Here is a 23,187-nt window from a genome sequence, read left to right as displayed (position 1 = left end):
ATTGTCTATGAAGAAGGCTCCTCCCAAAGCTATGTACTTTCCTTTCTTCGAGTTGTACCGACAGTCTCAAGATGGTCACCAAAATGTCCTATTACAATTAATTTTCTTACATTGTCGGCAAAGTAGTGGAGACGAAGATCTCGACCTCCTTTTTCGGCTTTTATATGAGGGCAAATGTCCACTAACTCACCATTGTAATTCCTTTTTCTAAGTGCCATTAAGCGGGTAGAATCTTTGGTGGCACTTGACTCCTTCAATGTCAATTCCAATCCAGTTTGATTAGCAAATAGCATTTCAAAATTTCCGCTTTGAACCTTAAAATATAAGTCATGTAATATGGATGAAGTAGAAGTTAAAACTTCCCAAGCAAGTCCTAGGTGTTGGAATTTAGACTCTCTGGCAGATCTTAACGCATCATCTAAAATAACGATCTTATCCGGCGAAATAGCTTTAAACAAAACAAGTAGCTCCTCAAGATTAGTTGGGAAGCTCTTCCATAATTCCCTGATGCCTTCCAGTTCTCCTGATAATTCGGAGAAGTGTGCTTGCTGTAAAGCAAATTCCTTATACTGATTTTCGATTTCAGCCTCGCGGCCTTCCAATAATTCTACTTTTACCGCCAAATCGAGTATTTGGTCATCTGCCTCTTTTAACTTATCTAGAGTGTCTCTTAGATTCTCATGAGCTATTTCATTATCTTGTTCTAGCGCATGAATATATTCCCTGTCTTCTATTGATCCCTCATGCAAGTTGGCTGCATCTTTTAATGCTTTCAACTTCTTACGTTGTATGTAGCTATTTAGAGATTCTATGTTAGTCACCGAAAAGATATCCATGTTAATGGCACTCATTCGGAAGAGATTCTGACTTATTATTCTTAAAAGTTCACCCGATCGTTCTTCATAATCATAGAGAGCAAAGTAGCGGTGTCTCTTATAATCACTGGGACGATTCCGATCCAAACTAGGCATGTACACCCGAATAGTATCAGCTGCACATTGATATTCACGGTTCCCGCCCCACATATAATTCATCTCGTTATAGACATCTACATCGTCATACCAGTAGACTATTCCGCTTCCAACCAGAATCTTTTGTAAGCCATCAGGATTAAGTAAATGACCAAGAGAATTAATGTTCATCACCAAAACCGGCAATTTTCTATCTATATTAATGATATATTCATATAAGCTTTTCCCGTCACCCGTGAATAATTGTTGCGCTGTTGCCTGCAGGCGTTTCATTCCAGCGAAAGAATAAAGAAAATCACTTTCCAAAACATTTCGAACGATTCTAGGTACACTTACTTGTGGGATAACTGGTTCCTTCCCAAAAAAATCATTTCTTATATACCAAGTTACTGTAACTGAAAACACAGCAGCTTCGAGAGAGCTTGATGTGAGCGCGACATCCGTTCTCCATACTCTACCAGGATTATCTCTATCTGGATGCTCATATCGAAAAACCCAATACAATGCTGTTCTCGATTCTTCGTCATATTCTTCAACTCTTACTTCCGCTTGAGCTCCATGTTCATTGCGCCAAGTCCCTCCCCGGAAAAGCCAGGGCTTCAAAATATTCCTATTTGCTTCGGATTTTTGACCATGTCTATACAACCAATTGCCAACTAGGTTGACAACCGTTTGGAAAACCGAAGGGTCAGTAGATAAACTCGATTTTTTAACTTCAAAAGAAGTGCGGTAGTGGACTTGAGGATTGAACATTCTACAGATTAAGGCTAGATATAATGTAAATTCAAAAAAATCGCCCCAACAACTTTACACAATAATCAGATTACCAATTTACTATATTTTTCAAAATTATCTATAATTACCATTAAACTATTCCTCATGTAACGAAGTGGTTTTAAATGAAAGAATCTTTGGTGAGAAGAAATGGCTGGTTAATTCATCAACAGTTACTTGATGCAATTGCTGTCGGTCAGATTATACCAGACCCTATTTTGTCGAGCGCTACGTTTTTGAGCTACTTAATAAATGGTGTGTCTGGTGGCGTATTGGCTACTATTGGTATTTTCTTACCCTCTTTTTTGTATCCTTATTCCTGCACAGAATGGTTTCAGCTGCCAGGAATAGTAAGCGTGTCAGAATTTTTCTTGATGGCTTTAGTACGGCATCGATCTCAATAATCGCCGTTGTCGGGTTTTACTTACTTAAATCCCGCATTGAGTTCCTGGAAGGAGTTGTTGATACTGAAGGTTTGTCTGCTGCTTATGTTATTCTTTAAAAAGACGAGCTCCGTCCTGCTGACTTTGTTAGGTAGCATTATTGGATTCGTTTTGTACAAGCGATGAGTGGAGGGTATTAGATTATCCGATACCCAAATGGTCAAAACTAACCTCTTTGATACCTTCGATAACATCAGCCAGGTTAACTTCAAAGTAAGCACTGGTTGTTTCTTGTCTTTCATGGCCCATAATACGAGACACAACAGGCAACTTTGCGCCATAACGAATATAAAGCTGGCTGTTAGTCTGGCGGGCTAGTTTATTCCTGACATTCCGGTGCCATCCTAATATTCTGGCGATTTCTTTAAGACACCGGTTGTAGGCTGGTTCTGCTAAAAAGGTTTCACGTTCTAAAAGGAAATTATCGCTTGGGTGGATGCTGTAGTATTTTTTTATTACTTCCATCGAATAGGGAAATTTCCACAGCGGTACAATAGCAAGATGGTCATTTTTGGAGCGCCACCGATTTATGAAGTAGCCGTATTCGGGGTCTTTATGTAGCTCTGTCTTAAGGAGTGATTTGAGGTCACTGTAGTAGAAGCCGGTATAAATTTGCAATAAAAACATGTCTCTCACCCTAGCCAAACGTGCATTGTTTTTATCGTCGAAGGCTAATTCCTTCCATGCTTTAATCTCAAGAACGTCCAGGTGATCTTTGGGAGGCTTCCCTCTGGGAAGGTGTAAATGGGAAAAAATCGCGTCTTCCTGTAGCGGAGTAAGATATCCATCTAATTGTGCCCAATGCACAACTTTCTTATATACATTGAAGTAGCCTGCAATCGTAGAGCCTTTAAGTGACATCTGTTTTTTCAGATATTTTGTCAGCTCTAAAAAGAGCTTCTCATTTAAATCAAGAAAGAGTATCTCAGGTTTAAAATTATTTAGTGCCGCAAGAGCTGCCCGGTAACGGCCCAGTGTAGCTGGCTGTAATGCTTCTGGTGGATCGCACAACGCCTGAGCAAAATACAGTTTAAAGTCTGCAGGATTTTCGTTTTTCTGAAGTTCTTTGCTGATGATAGTAAAAGTGAGCTGGCGCTGGGCCATATAATAGCGTTTGGTCAGCTCTCTGAGTAAAGCAAGTTTTTCTGTAATGGCATTGTTGATCTCGAAATGATATGGATGGATTGTTCTTACCCATACATTTTCCTTGCCATTCCATTCTTCCCTGGTTACTTTCTTAGGGACTTTGACTTCAAAATAGTGACAAACATTGCCTATACAAATTCGGATGTGAATTTTGTACAGGCCTCTTTTATTTGCCTTATTCCGATAATTGTGGACTGGTTGAATTCTTGGAAAAAGCATGGTACTTTCTTTTTCTGAGAATGCTAACATGAAGGTCGTAAAAAAGACTGTTAACTCATGCGTCATTGTATAGCTAAGATGATGCAATAATTACATAAATGTATTACGGTCAGGGATAGCCTAAATGCGCAAATAAAAGTGCAAATAGATTTTGTTGTTGCATTCACTCTGCTGGATAAGATGTATCCGTTAAGTTGCCGTATTTATTTGATAATAAACTACTTAGAGAAGGAAGGTGTTATTTGGAAGAAGAGAACACATTTTGCACCGGTCACAATTTTAAAAAAATAACCCGCTGAAACTGAACGCTTCAGCGGGTTAAAAAAAGGTGCTAATTTTAAAGTTGCCCGACCTGGATTCGAACCAAGACAAACTGAACCAAAATCAGTTGTACTACCATTATACTATCGGGCAATTTCAGCTTAAAACTTAGCGTTCATCGCTGAAAGGAGTGCAAAAGTAATGCTTCATTTAATTCCCCCCAAAAGTTACGCAAACTTTTTTAAAAAATTGATGCTTAACCTACTACCACCAGATAATAGCTCTTCTTGCCTTTCTGCGCCAGGATATATTTACCATGCAGCAGGAGGGAGGCATCCACTTTCATAGCAATATCTTCCACTTTTTTCCTGTTCACGCTCACGCCGCCGCCCTGAACGGTTTTGCGGGCTTCACCTTTACTGGGGAAGATCCCGGTTTCCGCCAGGAAGCTCACTACATCGATCCCTTCATTGAGTTTGGACAATGCATAGTCAAAACGGGTAACGCCCTGCATGCTTTCGATATCTTCAACGCTAAGGCTTTCTGCAGGAGCAGAAGCATTAGTAAATAATTTCTCTGTGGTCTCGATGGCTTTATTGTATTCTTCTTCGCCATGCACAAAACTGGTCACTTCTTTGGCGAGTGTTTTCTGCAATTCACGAGCGCCCGGATTTTCTGCATGACGAGCCAGCAATGATTCAATGAAAGACCGCTCCAGGAATGTAAAGATCTTGATCCAGCGCTCTGCATCTGCATCGGAAGCGTTGAGCCAGAACTGGTAGAACTGATAAGGTGATGTGCGCACCGGATCCAGCCATACATTGCCGGATTCCGTTTTACCAAATTTGCCACCATCGGCCTTTGTGATCAGCGGGCAGGTGAAGGCGAATGCTTCGCCGCCGGCCTTGCGGCGGATGAGCTCGGTACCGGTAGTGATATTGCCCCACTGGTCTGAGCCACCCATCTGGAGCTTCACACCTTTGTTTACATAAAGATGGTAGAAGTCGAAACCCTGCATCAGTTGGTAGGCGAATTCTGTGTAGGAAATCCCTGTGTCGCCTTCAATACGTTTGCGAACACTGTCCTTCGCCATCATATAATTAACCGTGATATGTTTGCCAACATCGCGGAGGAAATCGATGAAGCTGAAATCTTTGAACCAATCGTAGTTATTGGCCATTTCAGCAGCATTGGAGAGAGAGGGATTGAAGTTTAAATATTTTGCCAGTTGCTTGTGTACGCCGGCAATATTTCTTTGGAGGGCTTCTTCGTCCAGAAGATTTCGTTCTTCACTTTTACCGGTGGGGTCTCCAACCATACCAGTGGCGCCACCAACGAGGGCGATGGGCTTATGTCCGTTTTTCTGAAGGTGGACCAATAAAAGGATGGGCACGAGGCTACCGATATGCAGGCTATCGGCCGTAGGGTCGAAGCCGATATACCCTGTGGTCATTTCTTTTTGCAGTTGTTCAACGGTTCCGGGCATAATATCCTGAATCATGCCTCTCCAGCGAAGATCTTCTATCCAGTTCATGTGTAATTGGTTGTCTTTTAGTACATGAGCAGCAGTTTTTTCGGGCAGGGGCAAAGAATGGCAAACCTGATATGCCGGTTTTTCGTATCTAATAATACCCTCATCCGTTCAATATGCTGCAAAATCAATGAATTGCAAATGTAAGAATTGTAGCAAGTTTCCCCATAGATGCAATATTTTCGCCATAGAATTCGTTTTTCTACGTTAGACCCAACCTGAAGTCCCATGCCAAGAGGGTTGTTTTCCGGTAGACCGCCGGTGCAACTTATATCCCTATGTAATGGTCATTTATATGAAATTGCTTATTTCGAAAATTGGATCAATGAAGAAGACCCTTTTTGTCGTTACCCTTTTAGGTTGCGTCCTATCGCACCAACATGTGCTTGCTCAGTTCCGAAAATATTCCAACGAGTTCCTCAATATAGGGGCCGGAGCCAGGGGCCTTTCGATGGGGGGCGCCCAGATAGCATCTGTTGCAGATGGAACTGCTGCATACTGGAACCCTGCCGGCCTGGTGCAGGTAAAAGACAATCCTCAACTCAATCTCATGCACGCGGAGTACTTCGCGGGTATCGGCAAATACGATTATGGCACACTTGTACTGCCATTGAAAGATAATAAAAGGGTAATAGGGATCTCACTTCTTCGGTTTGCCGTTGACGATATACCCAATACCATCTTCCTGGTGGAATCCGACGGTACCATCAATTTCAGTAATATCCAAACATTCTCTTCTGCGGACTATGCCTTCATGTTCTCGATGGCCCAAACTATCAAGATGAAAGGAGACCGCGAGATCAATATTGGAGGTAATGCCAAAGTGATCCACCGCAAAGCGGGGGACTTTGCCACTGCCTGGGGATTCGGTTTCGATGCAGGTATCCAGATCATCGATAAGAAATGGCGCCTTGGCGTAATGGCGCGTGATGTTACCACCACCTTCAATGCATGGAGCTTCAGCCTCAATGAAAAGATGCGCGAAGTTTTCTATGTTACCAATAACGAGATCCCGGTAAAGTCTACAGAACTCACTGCGCCCAAACTGATCCTGGGCGGCGCATATTTTTTCAACCTCAGCAAGAGCCTCAAGCTCATGACAGAAGCCAACTTCGATCTTACTTTCGATGGCCGCAGGAATACTGTGATCTCCAGCAATGCAGTAAGTGTTGATCCGCGTGTGGGACTTGAACTGGGCTATCGAAATGTATTCTTCGTGCGTGCCGGTATCAATAATTTCCAGCGTGCACTGGATGATGACGACGAAACCAATCAGAAAAAGATCTGGATCTACCAGCCCGGCGCAGGTGCAGGCTTCAGAGTAAGCAATGTGCAGATCGATTATGCTTTCACCAACCTGGCCAATCAGTCCAACCCTTTGTATACACACGTGTTTTCACTGAAAGTAGACCTCAAGAAAAAACAGAAATAATATAAAGTTCCGACCCTATTCGAGAACCCGGAAAAATAACTTTATGAGGAAATTTTTTACGCTGTTGTTGGTACTGGTGGGTTTTAACCTGGCCGCACAACCCTACAACAATGAATGGATAAAATACGGGCAGCCATATTACAAATTCAGGATCGGCAAAACAGGATTGTTCCGTATTCCGCAGGCTGTTCTCGCAGCCGCAGGCATGGAAAATGTGCCTGTTGAAAACCTGGAAATATGGCGCAATGGCGTGCAGGTCCCATTCACTCCCTCTGCCGCCGGTGGAGCTTTACCCCCTGGTGGTTATATCGACTTCTATGGAGAGAAGATGGACGGGAAACAAGACAAAGCATTTTATCGAAATCCGGTTTATCAGCATACCGATAAAGTCAGCCTTCTTGGCGATAGCGCCACATATTTCATTACAGCGGGCGCAGGGCCCAATCCCAATAGGGTAGTGCAGGGCACCAACAATGCTCCTTCCAGTTCTCTCACCCCGGAGCCATACCTGATGTACAAATCAGGAACCTATTATACACAAAAATGGAATCCCGGTTATGCATCGGTGTTACCCGAATATGTTTATCTCAGTTCATATGATCAGGGTGAGTTCCGCTCTTCGCTGGATATATCTCCCTCTACTGCACGTGCTATCAACATCGGGCCATTGTTTCCCTATATCGGGGGAGGCCCGCAGGCCACTTTCTCCTATGGGGCAGCTGGCAATGCGCAGAATGCCCGCTCCGTAAGGGCGTTGGTAAATGGTTCTGTAGTGGATGAAGCAGTAATGGATTATTTTAATGATACTAAAAGAACTGTCAATATCAGTACTTCACTGCTGACCCCGGCAACTTTCGCCGTCAGGTGGGAAAACGGATCCCAGGTATCCACCGACAGGTATGTAGTATCCTATTTCGAGATCGACTACCCGAGGTTGTTTAACTTCAATAATCAGGCATTTTTTGAATTCATCTGGCCTGCCAAAGGCAGCCCATCTTTGTTGGAGATAAGCAATTTCAAATCAGGCGGACAAACCCCTGTATTGATCGATATTACAAACAAGATCAGATACACTGCGCATATCCAGGATGGAAAGTTCAGGTTTGAAGTACCTGCTTCAGCTACTGATATACGTTATGTAATGGCAACTGTCAATCAGGCGGATTATTCCCTGATCAGCTCACTTCAGAGAAGAGACTTTGTTAATTATACCACTGCAGTTCCGGATGCGAATTATCTTATCATCTCCAATTCAATCCTTTTCAGTGGTTCGAATGGTAACAATCCTGTGGAAGATTACAAGCAGTACAGGGAATCCGCTGCAGGCGGGGGCTTTAAAGCAGTTGTGGCCGAGATCGAGCAGCTGGTGGACCAGTTTGGATTTGGCGCCAGGAAGAATCCGCAGGCTGTGAGGAATTACATTGAATATGCAAGGACCCATCTCAATGCACCTCAGAAATATGTGTTTATCGTTGGAAGGGGAATGATATACAGCGATTATGTCCAAAACTCGGCTGCTGCCACATCAGACAGGCTCAACCTGGTACCTACATGGGGGCATCCCGGTTCTGATAATCTGATGTCGGCAGGCTTCTCAAATAATCCTGTGGCCAATACTCCAATCGGCCGTTTGTCTGTTGTACATCCCGCAGAAGTGGAAGATTATCTCAATAAGGTGAAAGAACATGAAGCAATCCAGAAAAATGCTCCCCAAACACTGGAAGGGAGAGAATGGATGAAGAATGTTGTGCATGTTACCGGGTCCAGCGAGCCTTACCTTGGCTCCGTACTTTGTAATTACATGGGCGCCTATAAATCGATCATTGCAGATACATTGTTCGGTGGAAAAGTGTCTACTTTCTGTAAAGTGAGCACCAACTCTGTTGAGCAACTGACTTCCGACCACCTGGTGCGGCTGTTCAATGAGGGGATCAGCCTGTTGACCTATTTTGGTCACTCATCCTCTACCACACTCGAGTTCAATATCGATAATCCTTACAATTACAATAACCAGGGGAAATATCCACTTTTCTGTGTGAACGGTTGTAATGCTGGTAACTTTTTTACGAATACGCCTGCCCGTTTGCTGACCAATGAGACCCTGTCCGAGAAATTTGTACTTGCCAAAAACCGCGGTGCTATCGGCTTTATCGCCAGCACCCACCTCGGTGTGGTAAGTTACCTGAATCTCTTCCTCACCAATTTTTACGCAGAGGTCTGTCACAAAGATTATGGTAAATCCATAGGAGAGATCAACCGCGATGCATTGAGAGACCTCTTCAATAATTCAGGTGATTATTACTCTCGTATGCATGCTGAGCAGATCACGTTGCATGGAGATCCAGCAGTATTTCTTAACGGAAGCGAAAGACCTGATTATGTTATGGAAGAATCAGGCATCCGCATTACTCCAACTTTCATTTCTGTAGCTGAAAGTACTTTCAAACTGAAAGTGAGAATGGTGAATATAGGCAAAGCCATCAAGGACTCAATTATGGTGGAAGTAAAAAGGCAGTTGCCCGATAATACCTACCAAACGATCTATCGTGAAAAGAGAAGAGGCATTATGTGGGCCGATTCCCTCGCATTTGATGTACCGATCGTTGCTACCCGCGATAAAGGCCGCAACAGGATCTACGTGACCATCGATTCAGAAAACACGACTATTGAAACCGATGAAAGCAATAACTCGGCTTATAAGGAATTCTTTATTTACGATGAAGAAGCCAGGCCGGCTTATCCTTTCAATCTCGGCATCGTACATGAGCCCAATACAAAATTTTATGCATCCACTGCCAATCCTTTCAGCCAACTGAGGCAATATGTGATGGAGCTGGATACCACTCAGCTTTTCAATTCAAGCATTAAGATCACAAGGACCATCTCTGCATCCGGTGGTGTGCTGGAATTTGATCCTGCGGCCAGCTTCCTCGATAGCACAGTATATTACTGGCGGGTGGCTACTGTACCTCCTCCTGGTGATAACAATTACCAATGGAATAATGCTTCCTTTACGTATATGGCCGGAACCAGTACAGGATTTGGCCAGGACCACTATTTCCAGCACCAGCAATCAACGCCTGTAGGTTTGGTACTTGATACGGATAGAAAATGGAAGTTTGCAGAAACGCAGAACCTGATTGATGTTTATTCTGGCGTATACCCACATGCGGGAGGCCAGGACAGGGATTATGCAGTGTTCATCAATGATAATCCTACCATGACCAGCGCCTGTGTTGGAAGTTCGATCATCTTTAACGTGATCGATCCAAAAACAATGAAGCCCTGGAAGAACGTGGACGACAATGGAAATAACCGCAATTTCATGGGCAGCGGCAATGCGAATTCCACTTGCGGACCAGGCAGGTTGTACAATTTCGAGTACTCCTACTCGAACAAAACGAGCCGTAACAATATGGTGAAGTTCCTGGATTATGTGCCTGATGGATTCTGGATCGTGGCCCGCAGTGTAGACGCCACGTTGCCAGGTCTCTTGCCCAAGAACTGGAAAACCGATTCCACTATAGGAAATACCTTGTATGACAGACTGCTTCAGTTTGGTTTCACGCAAGCGGATACCATGAATGTGGCTGGCTCTTATGCAGGGATCTGGAAGAAAAATGACCCGGAGATCACTCCTCAATGGATCGTGAGCAAGGTTGGTATCTACGATAAGATCATTATGAAAACCAAAGCAATGACTGTTGATACCGTGGGATATCTGTCTTCACCTGTTCTCGGACCTGCCAAAGAATGGGACAAGGTGATGTGGAGAGGCCGCTCGCTGGAATCGCCATCCAAAGATCATGTAGGTGTGGAAGTGATCGGCATCAATAATAATGGAACGGAAGTTCCGCTCTTTACATTGAACGAAACACAACAGAATTTCGACATATCCGGTCTGGATGCCGAAACCTACCCGTACATGAAACTGCGTATGAGGAATGCGGATTCTGTGAATGTGAACTCTCCCTGGCAATTGCGCTACTGGAATGTGATGTATACAGCAGTACCGGAAGGTTCGCTTTCGCCCAACCTCGGCTATACAACAAAAGACACCGTGGAGATTGGTGAAATAGTGAATATTGCCATGCCATTCAAAAACCTCACCACCACTAAGTTTGAAGACAGTCTCCTCGTGAAAGTAAGTGTGATAGACAGGAACAACGTAACCAAAGTAGTGCCCGTACCGAAAGCAAAAGATCTGTCTGGCGGAGATACTGCCATGGTGCGCCTGCAACTGGATACCAAAGAATTCCCGGGAAACAATACATTGGTGCTGGATATAAATCCTGATAATGCTCAACCGGAACAATACCACTTCAACAATGTGCTGTTCCGCGATTTCTATGTAAAGCCGGATTATACCAATCCATTGCTGGATGTAACTTTCGATGGCGTGCGGATCATCAACCGCGATATCGTTTCCTCCAAGCCGCATATCCAGATCAAGTTGAAGGATGAAGCCAAATACATGCTGCTGAACGATACCACTATCGGTTCCGTACAACTGAAGTTCCCGGATGGCAATACAAAAGATTATTATTTCGATAATGATACTTTGCGATTCACACCAGCCACTTCGGGCGCCAACAATACAGCTACCATCGACTTCTTCCCTCAGCTCATATCACAGAATATGAGTGAAGGCGATGAGTATGAACTGGCCATCAAAGCCAAAGATAAAAGTGGGAACAGGGCAGGTACACTGGAATATCGCGTAGCCTTCCGCGTTATCTCCAAACCGATGATCTCTAACCTGCTCAACTATCCGAATCCGTTCAGTACCTCTACTGCCTTTGTGTTCACCCTCACAGGCAGCGAGATACCTACCAATATCAAAATACAGATCCTGACCGTTACCGGAAAGATCGTTCGTGAGATCACCAAGGATGAGCTGGGCCCCCTGCATATAGGAAGAAATATCACCGAATTCAAATGGAACGGCACTGATCAGTACGGCCAGAAACTGGCCAATGGCGTTTATCTCTACAGGGTGGTTACCACCATGAATGGTAAGAAAATGGAGAAATACAAGTCTGAAGCAGATAATACAGACAAGTATTTCAACAACGGATACGGTAAAATGTACCTCATGAGGTAAAGTATATATGAAGTTTGAGGCCGGGCGACGAAACTATTGCATGAACGAAAAAAATGTAATACTTTCGTCGCCTGAATCCCTGCTAAGTCATTTTATTTCCGATTTCCTTACCTCTTACTTCCAATCTTTTTACGGAAAACCGGCGGGCCACGCCAACCAATGGATGATCCATATCCCCTAAATCGAAAACAATATGACAATCCTAGGTATTTCCGCATTTTACCACGACTCTGCCGCGGCCATTATTCAGAATGGGGAAGTGATCGCAGCAGCACAAGAAGAAAGATTCACCAGGAAAAAGCATGATCCCGCTTTTCCGGTCAACGCCGCACGCTTTTGTCTCGAATATGCAGGCCGCTCTATCAACGATGTGGATGCAGTAGTGTTCTACGACAAGCCCCTGCTCAAATTTGAACGCCTTCTAGAAACTTATTATGCCTATGCGCCCAAGGGCGTACGCTCCTTCATGATGTCCATGCCAGTTTGGATCAAGGAAAAACTCTTCCTGAAGAAAATGATCTGGGAAGCGCTGGACAGCATCGAAAAAGTTGACAGGAAGAAAGTAAAACTGCTCTTCCCTGAACATCACCTGAGCCACGCCGCCAGTGCATTCTATCCTTCCTCGTATGAGCGCGCCGCCGTGCTCACCATCGATGGCGTAGGGGAGTGGGCAACAGCCAGTATCTGTCTCGGCGAAGGCAAAAACCTCACCATTCTCAAAGAGCTCGACTTCCCGCATTCACTTGGCCTTCTTTACTCTGCCTTCACTTATTTCTGCGGATTCAAGGTGAACTCCGGCGAATACAAACTGATGGGCCTGGCGCCTTATGGCAATCACGGCTCGCCCGAAGTGAAGAAGTATGTAGACATCATCAAATCAACACTGGTAGACCTCAAGGAGGATGGCTCCATCTTCCTCGATCAGCAATATTTCAATTATGCCACCGGTCTCCGGATGGTATACGACGATAAATGGGAAAAGCTTTTCGGTTTCCCGCGCCGCGCTTCTGAAACCAACCTGGAACAACACCATTGCGATCTCGCGCTGGCTATCCAGGAAGTAACGGAGGAAGCTGTGCTCAACCTCGCCCGCGAAGCCAAAAGGCTCACCGGCGCAGATTATCTCTGCATGGCCGGTGGTGTGGCCCTCAACTGCGTGGCCAATGGTAAGCTGGATGATGCAAAGATCTTCAAACAGGTCTTCGTTCAACCGGCAGCGGGAGACGCAGGTGGTGCGCTCGGCGCCGCTTATGCCGCCAACTTCATCTATTTCGGGAACGAAAGAAAAGTGGATCCCACCAAAATGGATGCGCTCAAAGGTTCCTATCTCGGTACAGAAACATCCGACCAGGATGTGCTCACTACCGCCCGTAAATACAATGCTGCTTTCGAGCGATTCGGCTCTGAAGAGGCAATGGTAGAGAAAGTAGCTGCCCTCATCGCCGCAGGCAATGTGATCGGATGGCACCAGGGGAGAATGGAATTCGGTCCGCGCGCCCTGGGCGCACGCAGCATCATTGCAGATGCACGCAATCCGGAAATGCAGAAGAAGCTTAACCTGAAGATCAAATACAGGGAAGGTTTTCGTCCATTCGCCCCCGTTGTTCCTGCAGAAGATGTGAACGATTATTTCGAGCATGCAGATATCTCTCCCTACATGCTGATGGTGAAACCTGTGAAAGAAAAGCGCCGCATCGCTTACCCTGCTTCATTTGAGGGTAAGAACCTGCTGGATAAGCTCTATTTTCTCCGCAGCGATATTCCAGCCATCACGCATATCGATTACTCTGCGCGTATTCAGACCGTGCATCAGGAAACCAATCCGCGTTTCTACAAACTGCTGCAGGCTTTCAAACAACAGACCGGTTATTCCGTAATGGTGAACACCAGTTTCAATGTGCGTGGGGAGCCTATCGTAAACACACCCGAAGATTCATACCGCTGCTTCATGCGTACTGATATGGATTACCTGGTGGTAGGCAATTTCCTTTTCGATAAAAAGATACAGCCGGAATGGCTTGAAAAGGACGACTGGAAAAATGAATTCACACTCGACTAAACAAACAATTTAAAAATACTGACCATGGACTTTTTAAAAGATCTCTGGAAATTCATGAAAGCGAGAAAGAAATGGTGGCTCGCCCCACTGATTGTGATCCTGTTGCTGCTGGGTATCTTGCTGGTACTGGGTGGCGGATCTGCTATCGCTCCATTTATTTACACATTATTCTAACATCATGAGCAATTCAATAGATACCAGCAGGGCCAAAGTGCTGGAGACCATCCTCGTGCTGGTACTCGCTTGCGGCGTTTTCTACTGGTTAACCAAAAATAATTACCTGCTGATCGCCGCTGCTGTGATCGGCTTTATCGGGCTCTTTGTTTCACCTGCTGCAAAAGGCATCCACTGGGCCTGGATGAAACTGGCGCAGGGACTCGGATACGTGATGAGCAAAGTGATCCTGAGCATTGTGTTCTTCGTATTCCTGTTACCGGTAGCTGCTATCAGCCGACTGTTCACGAAGAACAAAACCGTTCAGATGAAAGCCGGCGCTACCTCTTATTTCAAAGAGAGGAATTTTACGTACAACAAGGAGAGTCTGGAGAACGTGTGGTAATCCCTTCATCCATCAAATTGTCAAATGATCAAGAAATCTGTTCAACGGCTCTTCGTGGTGATCATCATCGTATTGGTGGTGAAGATCCTCGGCGTTGTATTGACCAAATCTTCGCCTAACGGGATCCTCTTTTATCAGAGCCTTACCAGCGTACTCACCACGCTCACACTCGCCTGGTGGGTACTGGCGCTGTTGCTGGACCTGGTGTTCCTCAAAAGCAAGAAGAGTCGTCCAACTGCCTGGATCAGTCTGGCTGTGCTGGCCGTGATCGTTACAATAGGGGAGCTGTTCGCCGCATCCTGGATCAAAAATCCGGAAAAGATCCCCGGCAGTTTCAGAACAGGTTTCAAATGGTTGTATGCGCATAATTACGGACAGGTGATACAGATAGTGCCGGAGTGCAGCGAGTACGACAGTGCGTTCTACTATAATCTCATCCCCAACAATACCTGCACGTTCTCCAATGTGGAGTTCGCCAATAAGTTCAGCGCTAACAGTCGCGGTTTCCGGGATGATGATTCTTCACTCGTAAAGCCGGAGATCATTTGTTTGGGTGATTCCTATATGATGGGTTGGGGTGTTGATCAGGACCAGTCCGTTCCCGCCCGTCTGGAACAACTAACAGGTAAGCGTACCCTGAATGCAGCGATGAGCTCCTTCGGTACGCCCCGTGAGCTGATGCGCTACCGCACCCTCGATACTTCTGCAGTGAAATACCTGGTGATCCAGTATTGCTCCAATGACAATGAAGAGAACCAGGCTTATCTCGGCAATAACCATGTACTGAAAATATCTTCACAAGCCTCTTATGATTCACTTCGTTTCAAGAACGAATGGAACAAGAAATACTTCCCCGGCAAATTCTTTGTGCTGGCTTCCAAATACCAGGCGAAGGAAACGCTGAAGTCCCTGATGGGCAAGCCGCCTTCCAATATCGGCATGCCGATCGAGTATCCCAAAGACGCAAAGATGTTCCTGGATATCCTGAAAGATTTTCCGCTCAATTTCCAGAAAACAAAAGTGCTGGTATTCGAAGGCATAGATGTGGATCATCGGAACAACGATTTCAAGAACGCAGTGGAAGCCCTGCTGAAAGAGCCTGGATACAAATCCCATTTCGGTGATGCTGTACACGTGATAGACGTGGCCAGCCTGTTGCAGCCGGAAGACTTTTACATTCTTGATGGTCACTTCAGAGCAGTGGCGCATGAGAAAGTGGCGAAGGAACTGGCCAAAGTAATGGAGTAAACGGATAATCCCTATCTTCAGGGAATATTCCTGCTGCAGATGCAATCGATGCAATCCGACAACATTCCGGTGGAAAACAGGTGGGGTGTGAACAGTTTTGTTGCACTTCGCTGGTATTGGCAATGGCTGGCATTTTCTGTGCTGGCGCTGGTTCTGTATCTGCCTGTTCTCGGAAATACTTTTCTCAGCGATGATCACCTGGTATTGCTCAAAACTGGTGTGGAGCAGCAATTGAATGTGGATGGTTTCTTTCGGCCATTATCAGATATTACACTTTGGCTTACATTCCGGTTGTTCGGAATAAATCCCCTGCCATATTATCTTTTCCAGGTGCTCCTGCATGCATTGAATGCAGTGATGCTTCTCCGTTATTGTAGTAAAATGATGCTGCGCTGCCAGGTCAGTGATGATAAAGTATTTTTGATTGCACTGCTGGCCAGCGTTCTCTTTCTTGTTTATCCTTTCCATAATGAAGCCATCGCCTGGATCCTGGGCCGGGGTGCACTGATGGCCGGAAGCTTTGCCATTGCTGCGATGCTGGCATTGGTAAGTAACCGGGAACCGTCAGTGAAAATTGCGGTTATTGCTGCCTGTTATTTTATCGGAATGACGGCTTATGAAACCATTATTATCCTGCCGCTGATGGTAGTGGTTCAAATGATCATAATGAAAGAACCAGCGAAGCAGGTATTGAATATGCTGATAGCGCTGGTGATATCGTTTGCCTTGCATGCCTGGTTGCGGATCGAGGTATCAGGTGCTTTTCTGGGAGGATACGGCGAAGGTTTTTTCCAGGAAGCAGGGGGTGATAAATTGATGGTGGTATTGAAATCTGCCGGACGTGTTCTGCTGCCGCCTTCGGACAACAGCCGTATGATGATGATCAGGTTTGCTGTGGCGCTGATAATGGTTGGTGGAGTTCTGTTCATCGCCTGGAAAAGAACAAGGAAGGAGGTGGTTTCCCGGCGTTTTTTCTATGTACATCTTTTTTGTTTTGCTGTCGCCATGCTGGTGCCGATGTGGCTTGGCGTGAGTACAAGAACTTCCGAAAGCGATCGTTTCTTATACCTGCCTTCTTTTTTCTTCTGTAGTGTACTGGCATTTGGCCTGGTGCATTTTTTCAGGCAGGCGAAACAGCGGGTGATCATTGTAGCGCTCTTGCTGTTTGTGATGGTGGCATTACTGGAAGAGAACAACGCAAACTGGAAGAGGGCTTCGGGTGCAGTGAGGCAATTGATGGGTGAAGTGAAAAAAGCTGCTGCGCTTCCCGGAAGGCTGCTGGTAGTGAACCTGCCCGGCGAAACCAATGGGGCCTATATATTCAGGGTCGGATTTGAGGAAGCGATTCGGTTGTACCAGTACGATAGTTCAAAAGTGAAAGTGGTGAATACCCTCAGCAGGGACGAGGAGCTGATGCTTCCGGAGCAACAGGTCAGGCTCATAGCTGAAAGGCCGGATATGCTGCTGGTGCAGCCTTCAACACTGCTTTTCAAAACTGATCACAACCACGATAATGAGCTGCTGGAATCCAGTGCTGAAGCGGGTGATCTCCGGCGATTGGTTGAAACGATGATCACCCTTGAAAATGAATGGAGCTTTGCCAGCGCGGCCAGGGCCAATCAGATCAGGATGATCGTTTACAGACATAAACTAACCTGGAGCAATATGCGCATTGGTGTATTGCATCCGGAAGACAGGTATCTTATCTGGAACCTCCGTGGCTGGGAGTGCCCGGCCTTCTGATGAAGGCTCAGGATTGCTGCAGGCTCAGGTATCTCGTTATATATTTTCCCACCATATCAAATTCGATATTCACTTCTGTGCCCGGGAACACAAATTGGATATTGGTATGTTCCAGTGTATAGGGAATAATGGCTACTGAGAACTCTTCGCGTGTTACATTGAAAATAGTAAGACTGATGCCGTTGATACTGGCTGAGCCTTTTTCGATCACCAGTGAGGCGAAGGAAGCGGGAAAGCGGAAACGGAATTCGCGACTGCCTTCCAGGTCATTCACAGTTACGCAGGTGGCCTTGGAATCTACATGTCCCTGCACGATATGACCATCGAGGCGGCCATTCATGGGCATGCATCTTTCCAGGTTCACCTTGTGGCCGGGCTGCCACTGATGAAGATTGCTTTTCTGTAGCGTTTCCTGGATGGCTGTGACCTTGTGACGCTGCCCGTCAACCTGCTCCACCGTAAGGCAGACGCCGTCGTGGGAAATGCTCTGATCTATTTTCAATTCATGGGAAATAGGGGATTTGATCCAGTAGCTCTTATTGGTGCCGGCTACCAGTACTTCTTCCACCTGGCCTAATGATTCTATGATTCCGGTAAACATGGCGCAAAATTCGGAAATTCAGAACTAATTTGAATGAAGATGGATTTTTTAGAAAAAACTATTATCTTTGCTGCCCTTAAAGCATTTAAAGGAGGTATCAAACTATGCTGATCATCGACTCAAAAGATTGCGAAAACATCGACAAGGCCCTCAAAAAGTACAAAAAGAAATTTGAGAAGGCGAAGACTCTGTTACAATTGAGAGAACGTCAATCGTATACAAAGCCGTCGGTTAGACGTCGCACCCAAGTGTTGAAAGCTATCTATAAGCAACAGATAGCAAGCGGATCCATCGAAGGGAAATAGTTCATTCTGAACTGAATATATTAAGATAGCTGCAAAGTTAATTGTAACTTTGTAGCTATCTTTTTTATATTAACCTATGGCCAATTCTCAGGAAAATACCAATGATCTCCCCCGCATCCTGCTGTAACTGAATTCATTGCCTACCTGAAGGGGGAGAAGCGAAGTTCTGCACATACTGTAGAGGCTTACGAAAACGATCTCTCCGACTTCTTCCAGTTCCTTCAGTTTGAAAAATATGTAAAGCGGGATAAGCGCGGCAAGATAGTTGTCCGCGAAAGTGGTTATGGCCTGGGCATCGTGGAATTGAAAGCTATCCGGCCGGATTATGTGCGCAGTTGGGTGGCCACCCTTAAAAATGATGAGGGCTATTCTCCAAGAACCATCAACCGCAAGATCTCCAGTCTTAAATCTTTCTTCAAATATTTTCTCCGCATGGGCCAGATCAGTAAGATCCCCATGGACAGGGTAGTGAGCCAGAAATTGTCGGGCCGGCTGCCGGTTTACCTTGGGGAAGAAGTGGTGGAAACCCTGTTCAATAATCTTCCTGCGATCAGCGAGCGCCTGCATTTCGGAAATCTGGCGGAAAAAGACCTTGAGTTGCTGAAAGCGGAACCTGCCAGAGAGCTGGCCTGGCTGATCATGACAGAGCAATTGCTGCTGCGATTGTTGTATCATGCCGGTATCAGGCGTGCGGAACTGATGGGGCTGAAGCGGCAGGCCATCGATAAGGCCCGGGGATCGCTCAAGGTGTTGGGAAAAGGAAATAAGGAAAGACTGATCCCGGTGAATGAAGATCTTATGAATGCCATGTTGCAATACGACAAGCTCAAGAAGGATTATTTGTCCGGGGCTGCAAGGACTGCAGCCGGTTATAAAGGCAATGAATTACTGCTTGTAAGGGAAGATGGAAAAGAGCTGTCGCCCTCCTTTGTATATACCACCGTAAAGAAATACCTGGGAGAAGTGACCAGTCAGGAAAAAAGGAGCCCGCATGTGCTTCGTCACACCTTTGCCACACACCTTACATATCATGGCGCCAGCCTGGATGCAGTGAAGGAATTATTGGGCCATTCCAGTCTTGCAGCTACACAGGTATATACACATAATTCTATTGAATCGTTAAAAGAAATCCATAAACAGGCGCATCCGAAAGCATAGCCTGAAACCCGCGTTAAATCTCGCATTTCCTGTGAATTAAAATTTGGAGAAATATTACTGATGTATTAACTTCATAGAGAACAAAACGCTGTGCGATTGTACAGATTTTGGCCCTCGAAAATCTTGAAAGTTCTTTATATATTGTTCACAGTTAAAATGCGATTGTTATGAACGTTAACATTCAGACCGTGCGGTTCAATCCCGATGGAAAACTTGTAGAGTACGTAAATAAGAAACTGCAGAAAATTGGTACTTTTCACGACCGCATAATCAAAGTAGATGTGTTTTTAAAACTGGATAACGTAGTACATGCCATTAAAGACAAAATCGCAGAGATCCGGGTTCAGGTTCCCCGTCATCAGTTCTTCGTAAAGGCAACAAGCAAATCATTTGAAGAATCTTTTGACAGCGCGCTGGACTCTCTCGTAAACCAAATAAAAAGACAAAAAGAAAAGCAAGCAGCCTGATTAGCAAAAAAATTGAAGGCCGTCTCCCCGGAGACGGCCTTTTTTCGTTTAAGGAGGTCTGATATGGTTAGATGCCTACTGAATCGCTTTTTCAGGCATTGCAATTTCCCTGTGAGCATTGCGGTTAGCGCCTGCCGGGCCGGGAATGATCGTGTATTTGAACTGCTGAGTGGGAATTGTGGTGGCATACACATTGGGAACAGTAGCAGCTGCATCGGTGGCTTCAAGGAGGTAGTAAATGCGGAGTTTGCCCGCTTCATATCCGAATGTGTATCGGATGAGGTAGCCAGGGATGAACGCACGCATGGTCATGGGAAGCTGGGTGTACTCGTTTGGCTGGCTTGATGCGCCTGCAGGAAGTTTCATGTACACCATCACCGAACCCTGATCAAAGATTTTGGAGGTAATGGCCGGTATGTCCAGGGTGGCAATCCTGGCGTTGATGAGCAACATGCTGCCAGGCCCGGTTGAGTAATTCCAGGTACCATTGATATAATCTTCATTTTTGAGTTGGAATGTGTCGGATTTGTTGGCGATGTGGCCCGGATCACCTTTTTTGTTGCAGGCAGTTGAACAAATTACGGTAATCAGGAGAAAGACGGAGGTAAAGTGTTTCATGATGGTTGTTGATTTAATCCTTGAAAAGATAGGTAAAAATTGTGCCGGAAAGAAACCTGTGCCTGGATAACCTGCAGGGATATGCGTAACCGGCGGAAGCAGGATGGGAGGAACTAATGGAGGTGAGGGATGGGAGGGGCATTCCGGTTAAAAAAAGGTAAGCGCTGTTATGCTTGCGCAGACAGGGTTTCAGCGGAATAACCATCTGATGCTTAACTTTTTTTGCATCAATTTTTTGTAGAGAATTTACTTTTCCCTTCCTTTGCAGCCGCTCCGGCGGGTAGCAGTGAATGCAACACCTTGAAAACAAGCAAAAAAAATCTTCTTCAAAGTTTTGGGATTTCACAAATTCAGTTACCTTTGCCTTCCCAAAAAATAAGAGAAACTAGTGAGATTGGATGGGAAGTTCTTTATAGCGTTGAATTTCAGAATACTTTACAGGGTTTGACCTGGTAGTTGCCGGGAAGGAATTCATCAGAAAGAAAGGAAAAGCATCAGATCATTATAAGATTGGATATGCCACTTTAGCTCAGCTGGTAGAGCAACTGATTTGTAATCAGTAGGTCGTTGGTTCGATTCCGACAAGTGGCTCAAAGGATGGTAGTAATACTAATCCGGGCAGGTTCCAGAGCGGCCAAATGGGGCGGACTGTAAATCCGCTGTCTTTCGACTTCAGAGGTTCGAATCCTCTCCTGCCCACCAACCGGTTTCAGAAATGATTTTGAAGTCGGTTTCAGTATTTAAGAAGATCTTTGTTCATAAGCGGGAGTAGCTCATTTGGTAGAGCGATAGCCTTCCAAGCTATAGGTGGCGAGTTCGAGCCTCGTCTCCCGCTCTTTTTTCAGTTCGCAGGTTGCAGTCCTGCGCTGGTTGATGCGATCATCCGGCCTCTGCAAGGTTAAGAATGCCAACTGAGTCATCAGCCGTTGTAGCTCAGTGGTAGAGCACTTCCTTGGTAGGGAAGAGGTCGTGAGTTCGATTCTCACTAACGGCTCAACAATTTTTGGATCGGTTGAGATCAGCGATTGTGAGATGACTGAAAAACAGGTGCTGAAAGTTAGTCGCTGACTACATGATAATCCTCTGATTCCCTGAAAAGCTGGTCCGTGAAGCGGATGGCGGGAAACAAAGGAAAAAATTGAGATAAATATTTGTAAAACCACAACTAAAAACAGATAACGATGTCAAAAGAGACTTTTAAGAGGGACAAACCTCACGTTAACGTTGGTACAATCGGTCACGTTGACCACGGTAAAACAACATTAACTGCAGCCATTACCACCATTCTGGCACAGAAAGGTCTGGCTCAGGCAAAAAAGTATGATGAAATCGATGGCGCTCCTGAAGAAAAAGAGCGTGGTATCACCATCAATACTGCACACGTGGAGTATCAGACGGCTAACCGTCACTATGCTCACGTTGACTGCCCTGGTCACGCTGACTATGTGAAGAATATGATCACTGGTGCTGCTCAGATGGACGGCGCTATTCTGGTTGTGGCTTCTACAGACGGACCTATGCCTCAAACAAAAGAACACATTCTTCTGGCTCGCCAGGTAGGTGTTCCCCGTATTGTGGTATTCATGAATAAAGTTGACCTGGTTGATGACCCTGAGCTGCTGGATCTGGTGGAAATGGAAATCCGTGAGTTGCTGAGCTCTTATGGCTTCGACGGTGACAACACTCCTATCATTAAAGGTTCTGCAACTGGTGCCCTGGCTGGTGAAGCTAAATGGGTTGCTGCAGTTGAAGAACTGATGGCCGCGGTTGATGAGTACATTCCTCTTCCTCCCCGTCCTGTTGATATGCCATTCCTGATGTCTGTTGAAGACGTATTCTCTATCACTGGTCGTGGTACTGTTGCTACCGGTCGTATCGAGAGAGGTCGTATCAAAGTTGGTGAGGCTATCGAGATCGTAGGTCTGATGGAAGCTCCCCTGGCTTCAACTGTAACAGGTGTGGAAATGTTCCGCAAACTGTTGGATTCCGGTGAAGCTGGAGACAACGCTGGTCTGCTCCTCCGTGGTATCGATAAAGCTCAGGTTCGTCGTGGTATGGTACTGTGCAAACCAGGATCTATCACTCCTCACACTGATTTCAAAGGTGAAGTATACGTACTGAGCAAAGAAGAAGGGGGTCGTCACACTCCATTCTTCAACAAATACCGTCCTCAGTTCTATTTCCGTACAACTGACGTAACTGGTGAGTGCGAACTGCCAGCAGGTACTGAAATGGTGATGCCTGGTGATAACACTAACCTGACAGTGAAACTGATCCAACCCATCGCGATGGAGAAAGGTCTGAAATTCGCTATCCGTGAAGGTGGTCGTACCGTAGGTGCGGGTCAGGTTACCGAGATCATTAAATAAGTTGAATCTCAATAAAAAGCCATTAGCGTTTGCTGATAGCTATTAGCGCGGATTTCTTATATTTGCTAAGCTGTCAGCCATCACTAATGGCTTTTATACGGGCATAGTTCAATGGTAGAATAGAGGTCTCCAAAACCTTTGATCTGGGTTCGAATCCTAGTGCCCGTGCAAACACAATG

17 protein-coding genes and 6 tRNA genes are annotated in these 23,187 nt (G+C 45.6%); 17 read left to right on the top strand and 6 right to left on the bottom strand.

Annotation, left to right across the window (positions count from 1 at the left end):
• Positions 1 to 29: 29 nt before the first annotated feature.
• The gene (locus tag FSB84_RS00455) at positions 30 to 1,724 is read right to left on the bottom strand and encodes a tropomyosin (RefSeq protein ID WP_130543528.1); all 1,695 of its coding nucleotides are present in this window, start codon (positions 1,722 to 1,724) and stop codon (positions 30 to 32) included.
• Between the two features lie 146 nt (positions 1,725 to 1,870).
• On the opposite strand from FSB84_RS00455, the gene FSB84_RS31605 reads away from it, so the two are divergent.
• On the top strand, positions 1,871 to 2,149 hold the full coding sequence (locus FSB84_RS31605; protein WP_130543529.1) for a chromate transporter: 279 nt from the start codon (positions 1,871 to 1,873) through the stop codon (positions 2,147 to 2,149).
• A 180-nt stretch (positions 2,150 to 2,329) separates the two neighbouring features.
• On the opposite strand, the gene FSB84_RS00445 is transcribed toward FSB84_RS31605, so the two are convergent.
• The 3 genes from FSB84_RS00445 to tyrS all read right to left on the bottom strand — a co-directional run bounded on the left by FSB84_RS00445 (position 2,330) and on the right by tyrS (position 5,348).
• Positions 2,330 to 3,583: a phage integrase SAM-like domain-containing protein gene (locus FSB84_RS00445; RefSeq protein WP_158643726.1), complete on the bottom strand. Its 1,254-nt coding sequence runs from the start codon at positions 3,581 to 3,583 to the stop codon at positions 2,330 to 2,332.
• Between the two features lie 313 nt (positions 3,584 to 3,896).
• Positions 3,897 to 3,967: transfer RNA gene (locus tag FSB84_RS00440), tRNA-Gln, on the bottom strand.
• Between the two features lie 103 nt (positions 3,968 to 4,070).
• Complete coding sequence (gene tyrS / locus FSB84_RS00435; RefSeq protein WP_130543531.1) at positions 4,071 to 5,348, bottom strand: tyrosine--tRNA ligase; 1,278 nt, start codon at positions 5,346 to 5,348, stop codon at positions 4,071 to 4,073.
• Positions 5,349 to 5,670: 322 nt separating this feature from the next.
• Here tyrS and FSB84_RS00430 point away from each other — a divergent pair, with 322 nt between their 5' ends.
• From FSB84_RS00430 to FSB84_RS00405, 7 genes are all read left to right on the top strand, one after another.
• Positions 5,671 to 6,777 (top strand): putative type IX sorting system protein PorV2, encoded by a 1,107-nt coding sequence (locus FSB84_RS00430; protein ID WP_130543532.1) that lies wholly within the window; start codon positions 5,671 to 5,673, stop codon positions 6,775 to 6,777.
• A 43-nt stretch (positions 6,778 to 6,820) separates the two neighbouring features.
• Positions 6,821 to 11,881, top strand: a complete 5,061-nt coding sequence (gene porU2 / locus FSB84_RS00425; protein ID WP_130543533.1) for a putative type IX secretion system sortase PorU2 — start codon at positions 6,821 to 6,823, stop codon at positions 11,879 to 11,881.
• A gap of 193 nt (positions 11,882 to 12,074) precedes the next feature.
• Positions 12,075 to 13,940 (top strand): carbamoyltransferase family protein, encoded by a 1,866-nt coding sequence (locus FSB84_RS00420; protein WP_130543534.1) that lies wholly within the window; start codon positions 12,075 to 12,077, stop codon positions 13,938 to 13,940.
• Between the two features lie 24 nt (positions 13,941 to 13,964).
• The gene (locus tag FSB84_RS30785; RefSeq protein WP_164735298.1) at positions 13,965 to 14,114 is read left to right on the top strand and encodes a DUF5989 family protein; all 150 of its coding nucleotides are present in this window, start codon (positions 13,965 to 13,967) and stop codon (positions 14,112 to 14,114) included.
• Positions 14,115 to 14,118: 4 nt separating this feature from the next.
• Positions 14,119 to 14,499 carry an SxtJ family membrane protein gene (locus tag FSB84_RS00415; protein WP_130543535.1) on the top strand — a complete coding sequence of 127 codons (381 nt, stop codon included), beginning with the start codon at positions 14,119 to 14,121 and terminating at the stop codon, positions 14,497 to 14,499.
• 24 nt (positions 14,500 to 14,523) lie between these two features.
• Positions 14,524 to 15,747, top strand: coding sequence for an SGNH/GDSL hydrolase family protein (locus FSB84_RS00410; RefSeq protein ID WP_130543536.1), 1,224 nt, complete (start codon positions 14,524 to 14,526; stop codon positions 15,745 to 15,747).
• Between the two features lie 48 nt (positions 15,748 to 15,795).
• Positions 15,796 to 17,490 carry a hypothetical protein gene (locus tag FSB84_RS00405; RefSeq protein WP_147121986.1) on the top strand — a complete coding sequence of 565 codons (1,695 nt, stop codon included), beginning with the start codon at positions 15,796 to 15,798 and terminating at the stop codon, positions 17,488 to 17,490.
• Positions 17,491 to 17,497: 7 nt separating this feature from the next.
• Here FSB84_RS00405 and FSB84_RS00400 read toward each other — a convergent pair whose 3' ends face one another.
• Positions 17,498 to 18,091: a riboflavin synthase gene (locus FSB84_RS00400; protein ID WP_130543538.1), complete on the bottom strand. Its 594-nt coding sequence runs from the start codon at positions 18,089 to 18,091 to the stop codon at positions 17,498 to 17,500.
• Between the two features lie 104 nt (positions 18,092 to 18,195).
• On the opposite strand from FSB84_RS00400, the gene rpsU reads away from it, so the two are divergent.
• From rpsU to FSB84_RS00385, 3 genes are all read left to right on the top strand, one after another.
• Positions 18,196 to 18,396 (top strand): 30S ribosomal protein S21, encoded by a 201-nt coding sequence (gene rpsU / locus FSB84_RS00395; protein ID WP_130543539.1) that lies wholly within the window; start codon positions 18,196 to 18,198, stop codon positions 18,394 to 18,396.
• Positions 18,397 to 18,531: 135 nt separating this feature from the next.
• Positions 18,532 to 19,554 carry a tyrosine-type recombinase/integrase gene (locus FSB84_RS00390; RefSeq protein ID WP_147121984.1) on the top strand — a complete coding sequence of 341 codons (1,023 nt, stop codon included), beginning with the start codon at positions 18,532 to 18,534 and terminating at the stop codon, positions 19,552 to 19,554.
• 167 nt (positions 19,555 to 19,721) lie between these two features.
• The gene (locus tag FSB84_RS00385) at positions 19,722 to 20,021 is read left to right on the top strand and encodes an HPF/RaiA family ribosome-associated protein (RefSeq protein WP_127126322.1); all 300 of its coding nucleotides are present in this window, start codon (positions 19,722 to 19,724) and stop codon (positions 20,019 to 20,021) included.
• A 75-nt stretch (positions 20,022 to 20,096) separates the two neighbouring features.
• Here the strand turns inward: FSB84_RS00385 and FSB84_RS00380 are convergent, their stop codons facing one another.
• On the bottom strand, positions 20,097 to 20,639 hold the full coding sequence (locus FSB84_RS00380; RefSeq protein WP_130543541.1) for a hypothetical protein: 543 nt from the start codon (positions 20,637 to 20,639) through the stop codon (positions 20,097 to 20,099).
• 518 nt (positions 20,640 to 21,157) lie between these two features.
• On the opposite strand from FSB84_RS00380, the gene FSB84_RS00375 reads away from it, so the two are divergent.
• From FSB84_RS00375 to FSB84_RS00350, 6 genes are all read left to right on the top strand, one after another.
• Positions 21,158 to 21,230: transfer RNA gene (locus FSB84_RS00375), tRNA-Thr, on the top strand.
• A gap of 25 nt (positions 21,231 to 21,255) precedes the next feature.
• Positions 21,256 to 21,341: transfer RNA gene (locus FSB84_RS00370), tRNA-Tyr, on the top strand.
• 60 nt (positions 21,342 to 21,401) lie between these two features.
• A tRNA-Gly gene (locus tag FSB84_RS00365) sits at positions 21,402 to 21,474 on the top strand.
• Positions 21,475 to 21,561: 87 nt separating this feature from the next.
• A tRNA-Thr gene (locus FSB84_RS00360) sits at positions 21,562 to 21,633 on the top strand.
• 187 nt (positions 21,634 to 21,820) lie between these two features.
• Complete coding sequence (gene tuf / locus FSB84_RS00355) at positions 21,821 to 23,008, top strand: elongation factor Tu (protein ID WP_130543542.1); 1,188 nt, start codon at positions 21,821 to 21,823, stop codon at positions 23,006 to 23,008.
• Between the two features lie 97 nt (positions 23,009 to 23,105).
• Positions 23,106 to 23,176: transfer RNA gene (locus FSB84_RS00350), tRNA-Trp, on the top strand.
• Positions 23,177 to 23,187 lie beyond the last annotated feature (11 nt).

This window comes from Pseudobacter ginsenosidimutans (assembly GCF_007970185.1).
Lineage (GTDB): Bacteria > Bacteroidota > Bacteroidia > Chitinophagales > Chitinophagaceae > Pseudobacter > Pseudobacter ginsenosidimutans.
The sequence above is the reverse complement of the archived record's forward strand: the minus strand, read 5'-3'. Positions and strand labels throughout refer to the sequence as shown.

Bases quoted from the DNA above. Each gene is read 5' to 3' on its own strand.
- tuf (WP_130543542.1), top strand. From the start codon at position 21,821: ATGTCAAAAGAGACTTTTAAGAGGGACAAACCTCACGTTAACGTTGGT.
- FSB84_RS00420 (WP_130543534.1), top strand. From the start codon at position 12,075: ATGACAATCCTAGGTATTTCCGCATTTTACCACGACTCTGCCGCGGCC.
- FSB84_RS00455 (WP_130543528.1), bottom strand. From the start codon at position 1,724: ATGTTCAATCCTCAAGTCCACTACCGCACTTCTTTTGAAGTTAAAAAA.
- FSB84_RS31605 (WP_130543529.1), top strand. From the start codon at position 1,871: ATGAAAGAATCTTTGGTGAGAAGAAATGGCTGGTTAATTCATCAACAG.
- FSB84_RS00445 (WP_158643726.1), bottom strand. From the start codon at position 3,583: ATGTTAGCATTCTCAGAAAAAGAAAGTACCATGCTTTTTCCAAGAATT.
- FSB84_RS00405 (WP_147121986.1), top strand. From the start codon at position 15,796: ATGCAATCCGACAACATTCCGGTGGAAAACAGGTGGGGTGTGAACAGT.
- FSB84_RS00385 (WP_127126322.1), top strand. From the start codon at position 19,722: ATGAACGTTAACATTCAGACCGTGCGGTTCAATCCCGATGGAAAACTT.
- FSB84_RS30785 (WP_164735298.1), top strand. From the start codon at position 13,965: ATGGACTTTTTAAAAGATCTCTGGAAATTCATGAAAGCGAGAAAGAAA.
- FSB84_RS00380 (WP_130543541.1), bottom strand. From the start codon at position 20,639: ATGAAACACTTTACCTCCGTCTTTCTCCTGATTACCGTAATTTGTTCA.
- FSB84_RS00410 (WP_130543536.1), top strand. From the start codon at position 14,524: ATGATCAAGAAATCTGTTCAACGGCTCTTCGTGGTGATCATCATCGTA.
- FSB84_RS00400 (WP_130543538.1), bottom strand. From the start codon at position 18,091: ATGTTTACCGGAATCATAGAATCATTAGGCCAGGTGGAAGAAGTACTG.
- FSB84_RS00430 (WP_130543532.1), top strand. From the start codon at position 5,671: ATGAAGAAGACCCTTTTTGTCGTTACCCTTTTAGGTTGCGTCCTATCG.
- tyrS (WP_130543531.1), bottom strand. From the start codon at position 5,348: ATGAACTGGATAGAAGATCTTCGCTGGAGAGGCATGATTCAGGATATT.
- porU2 (WP_130543533.1), top strand. From the start codon at position 6,821: ATGAGGAAATTTTTTACGCTGTTGTTGGTACTGGTGGGTTTTAACCTG.
- FSB84_RS00415 (WP_130543535.1), top strand. From the start codon at position 14,119: ATGAGCAATTCAATAGATACCAGCAGGGCCAAAGTGCTGGAGACCATC.
- rpsU (WP_130543539.1), top strand. From the start codon at position 18,196: ATGCTGATCATCGACTCAAAAGATTGCGAAAACATCGACAAGGCCCTC.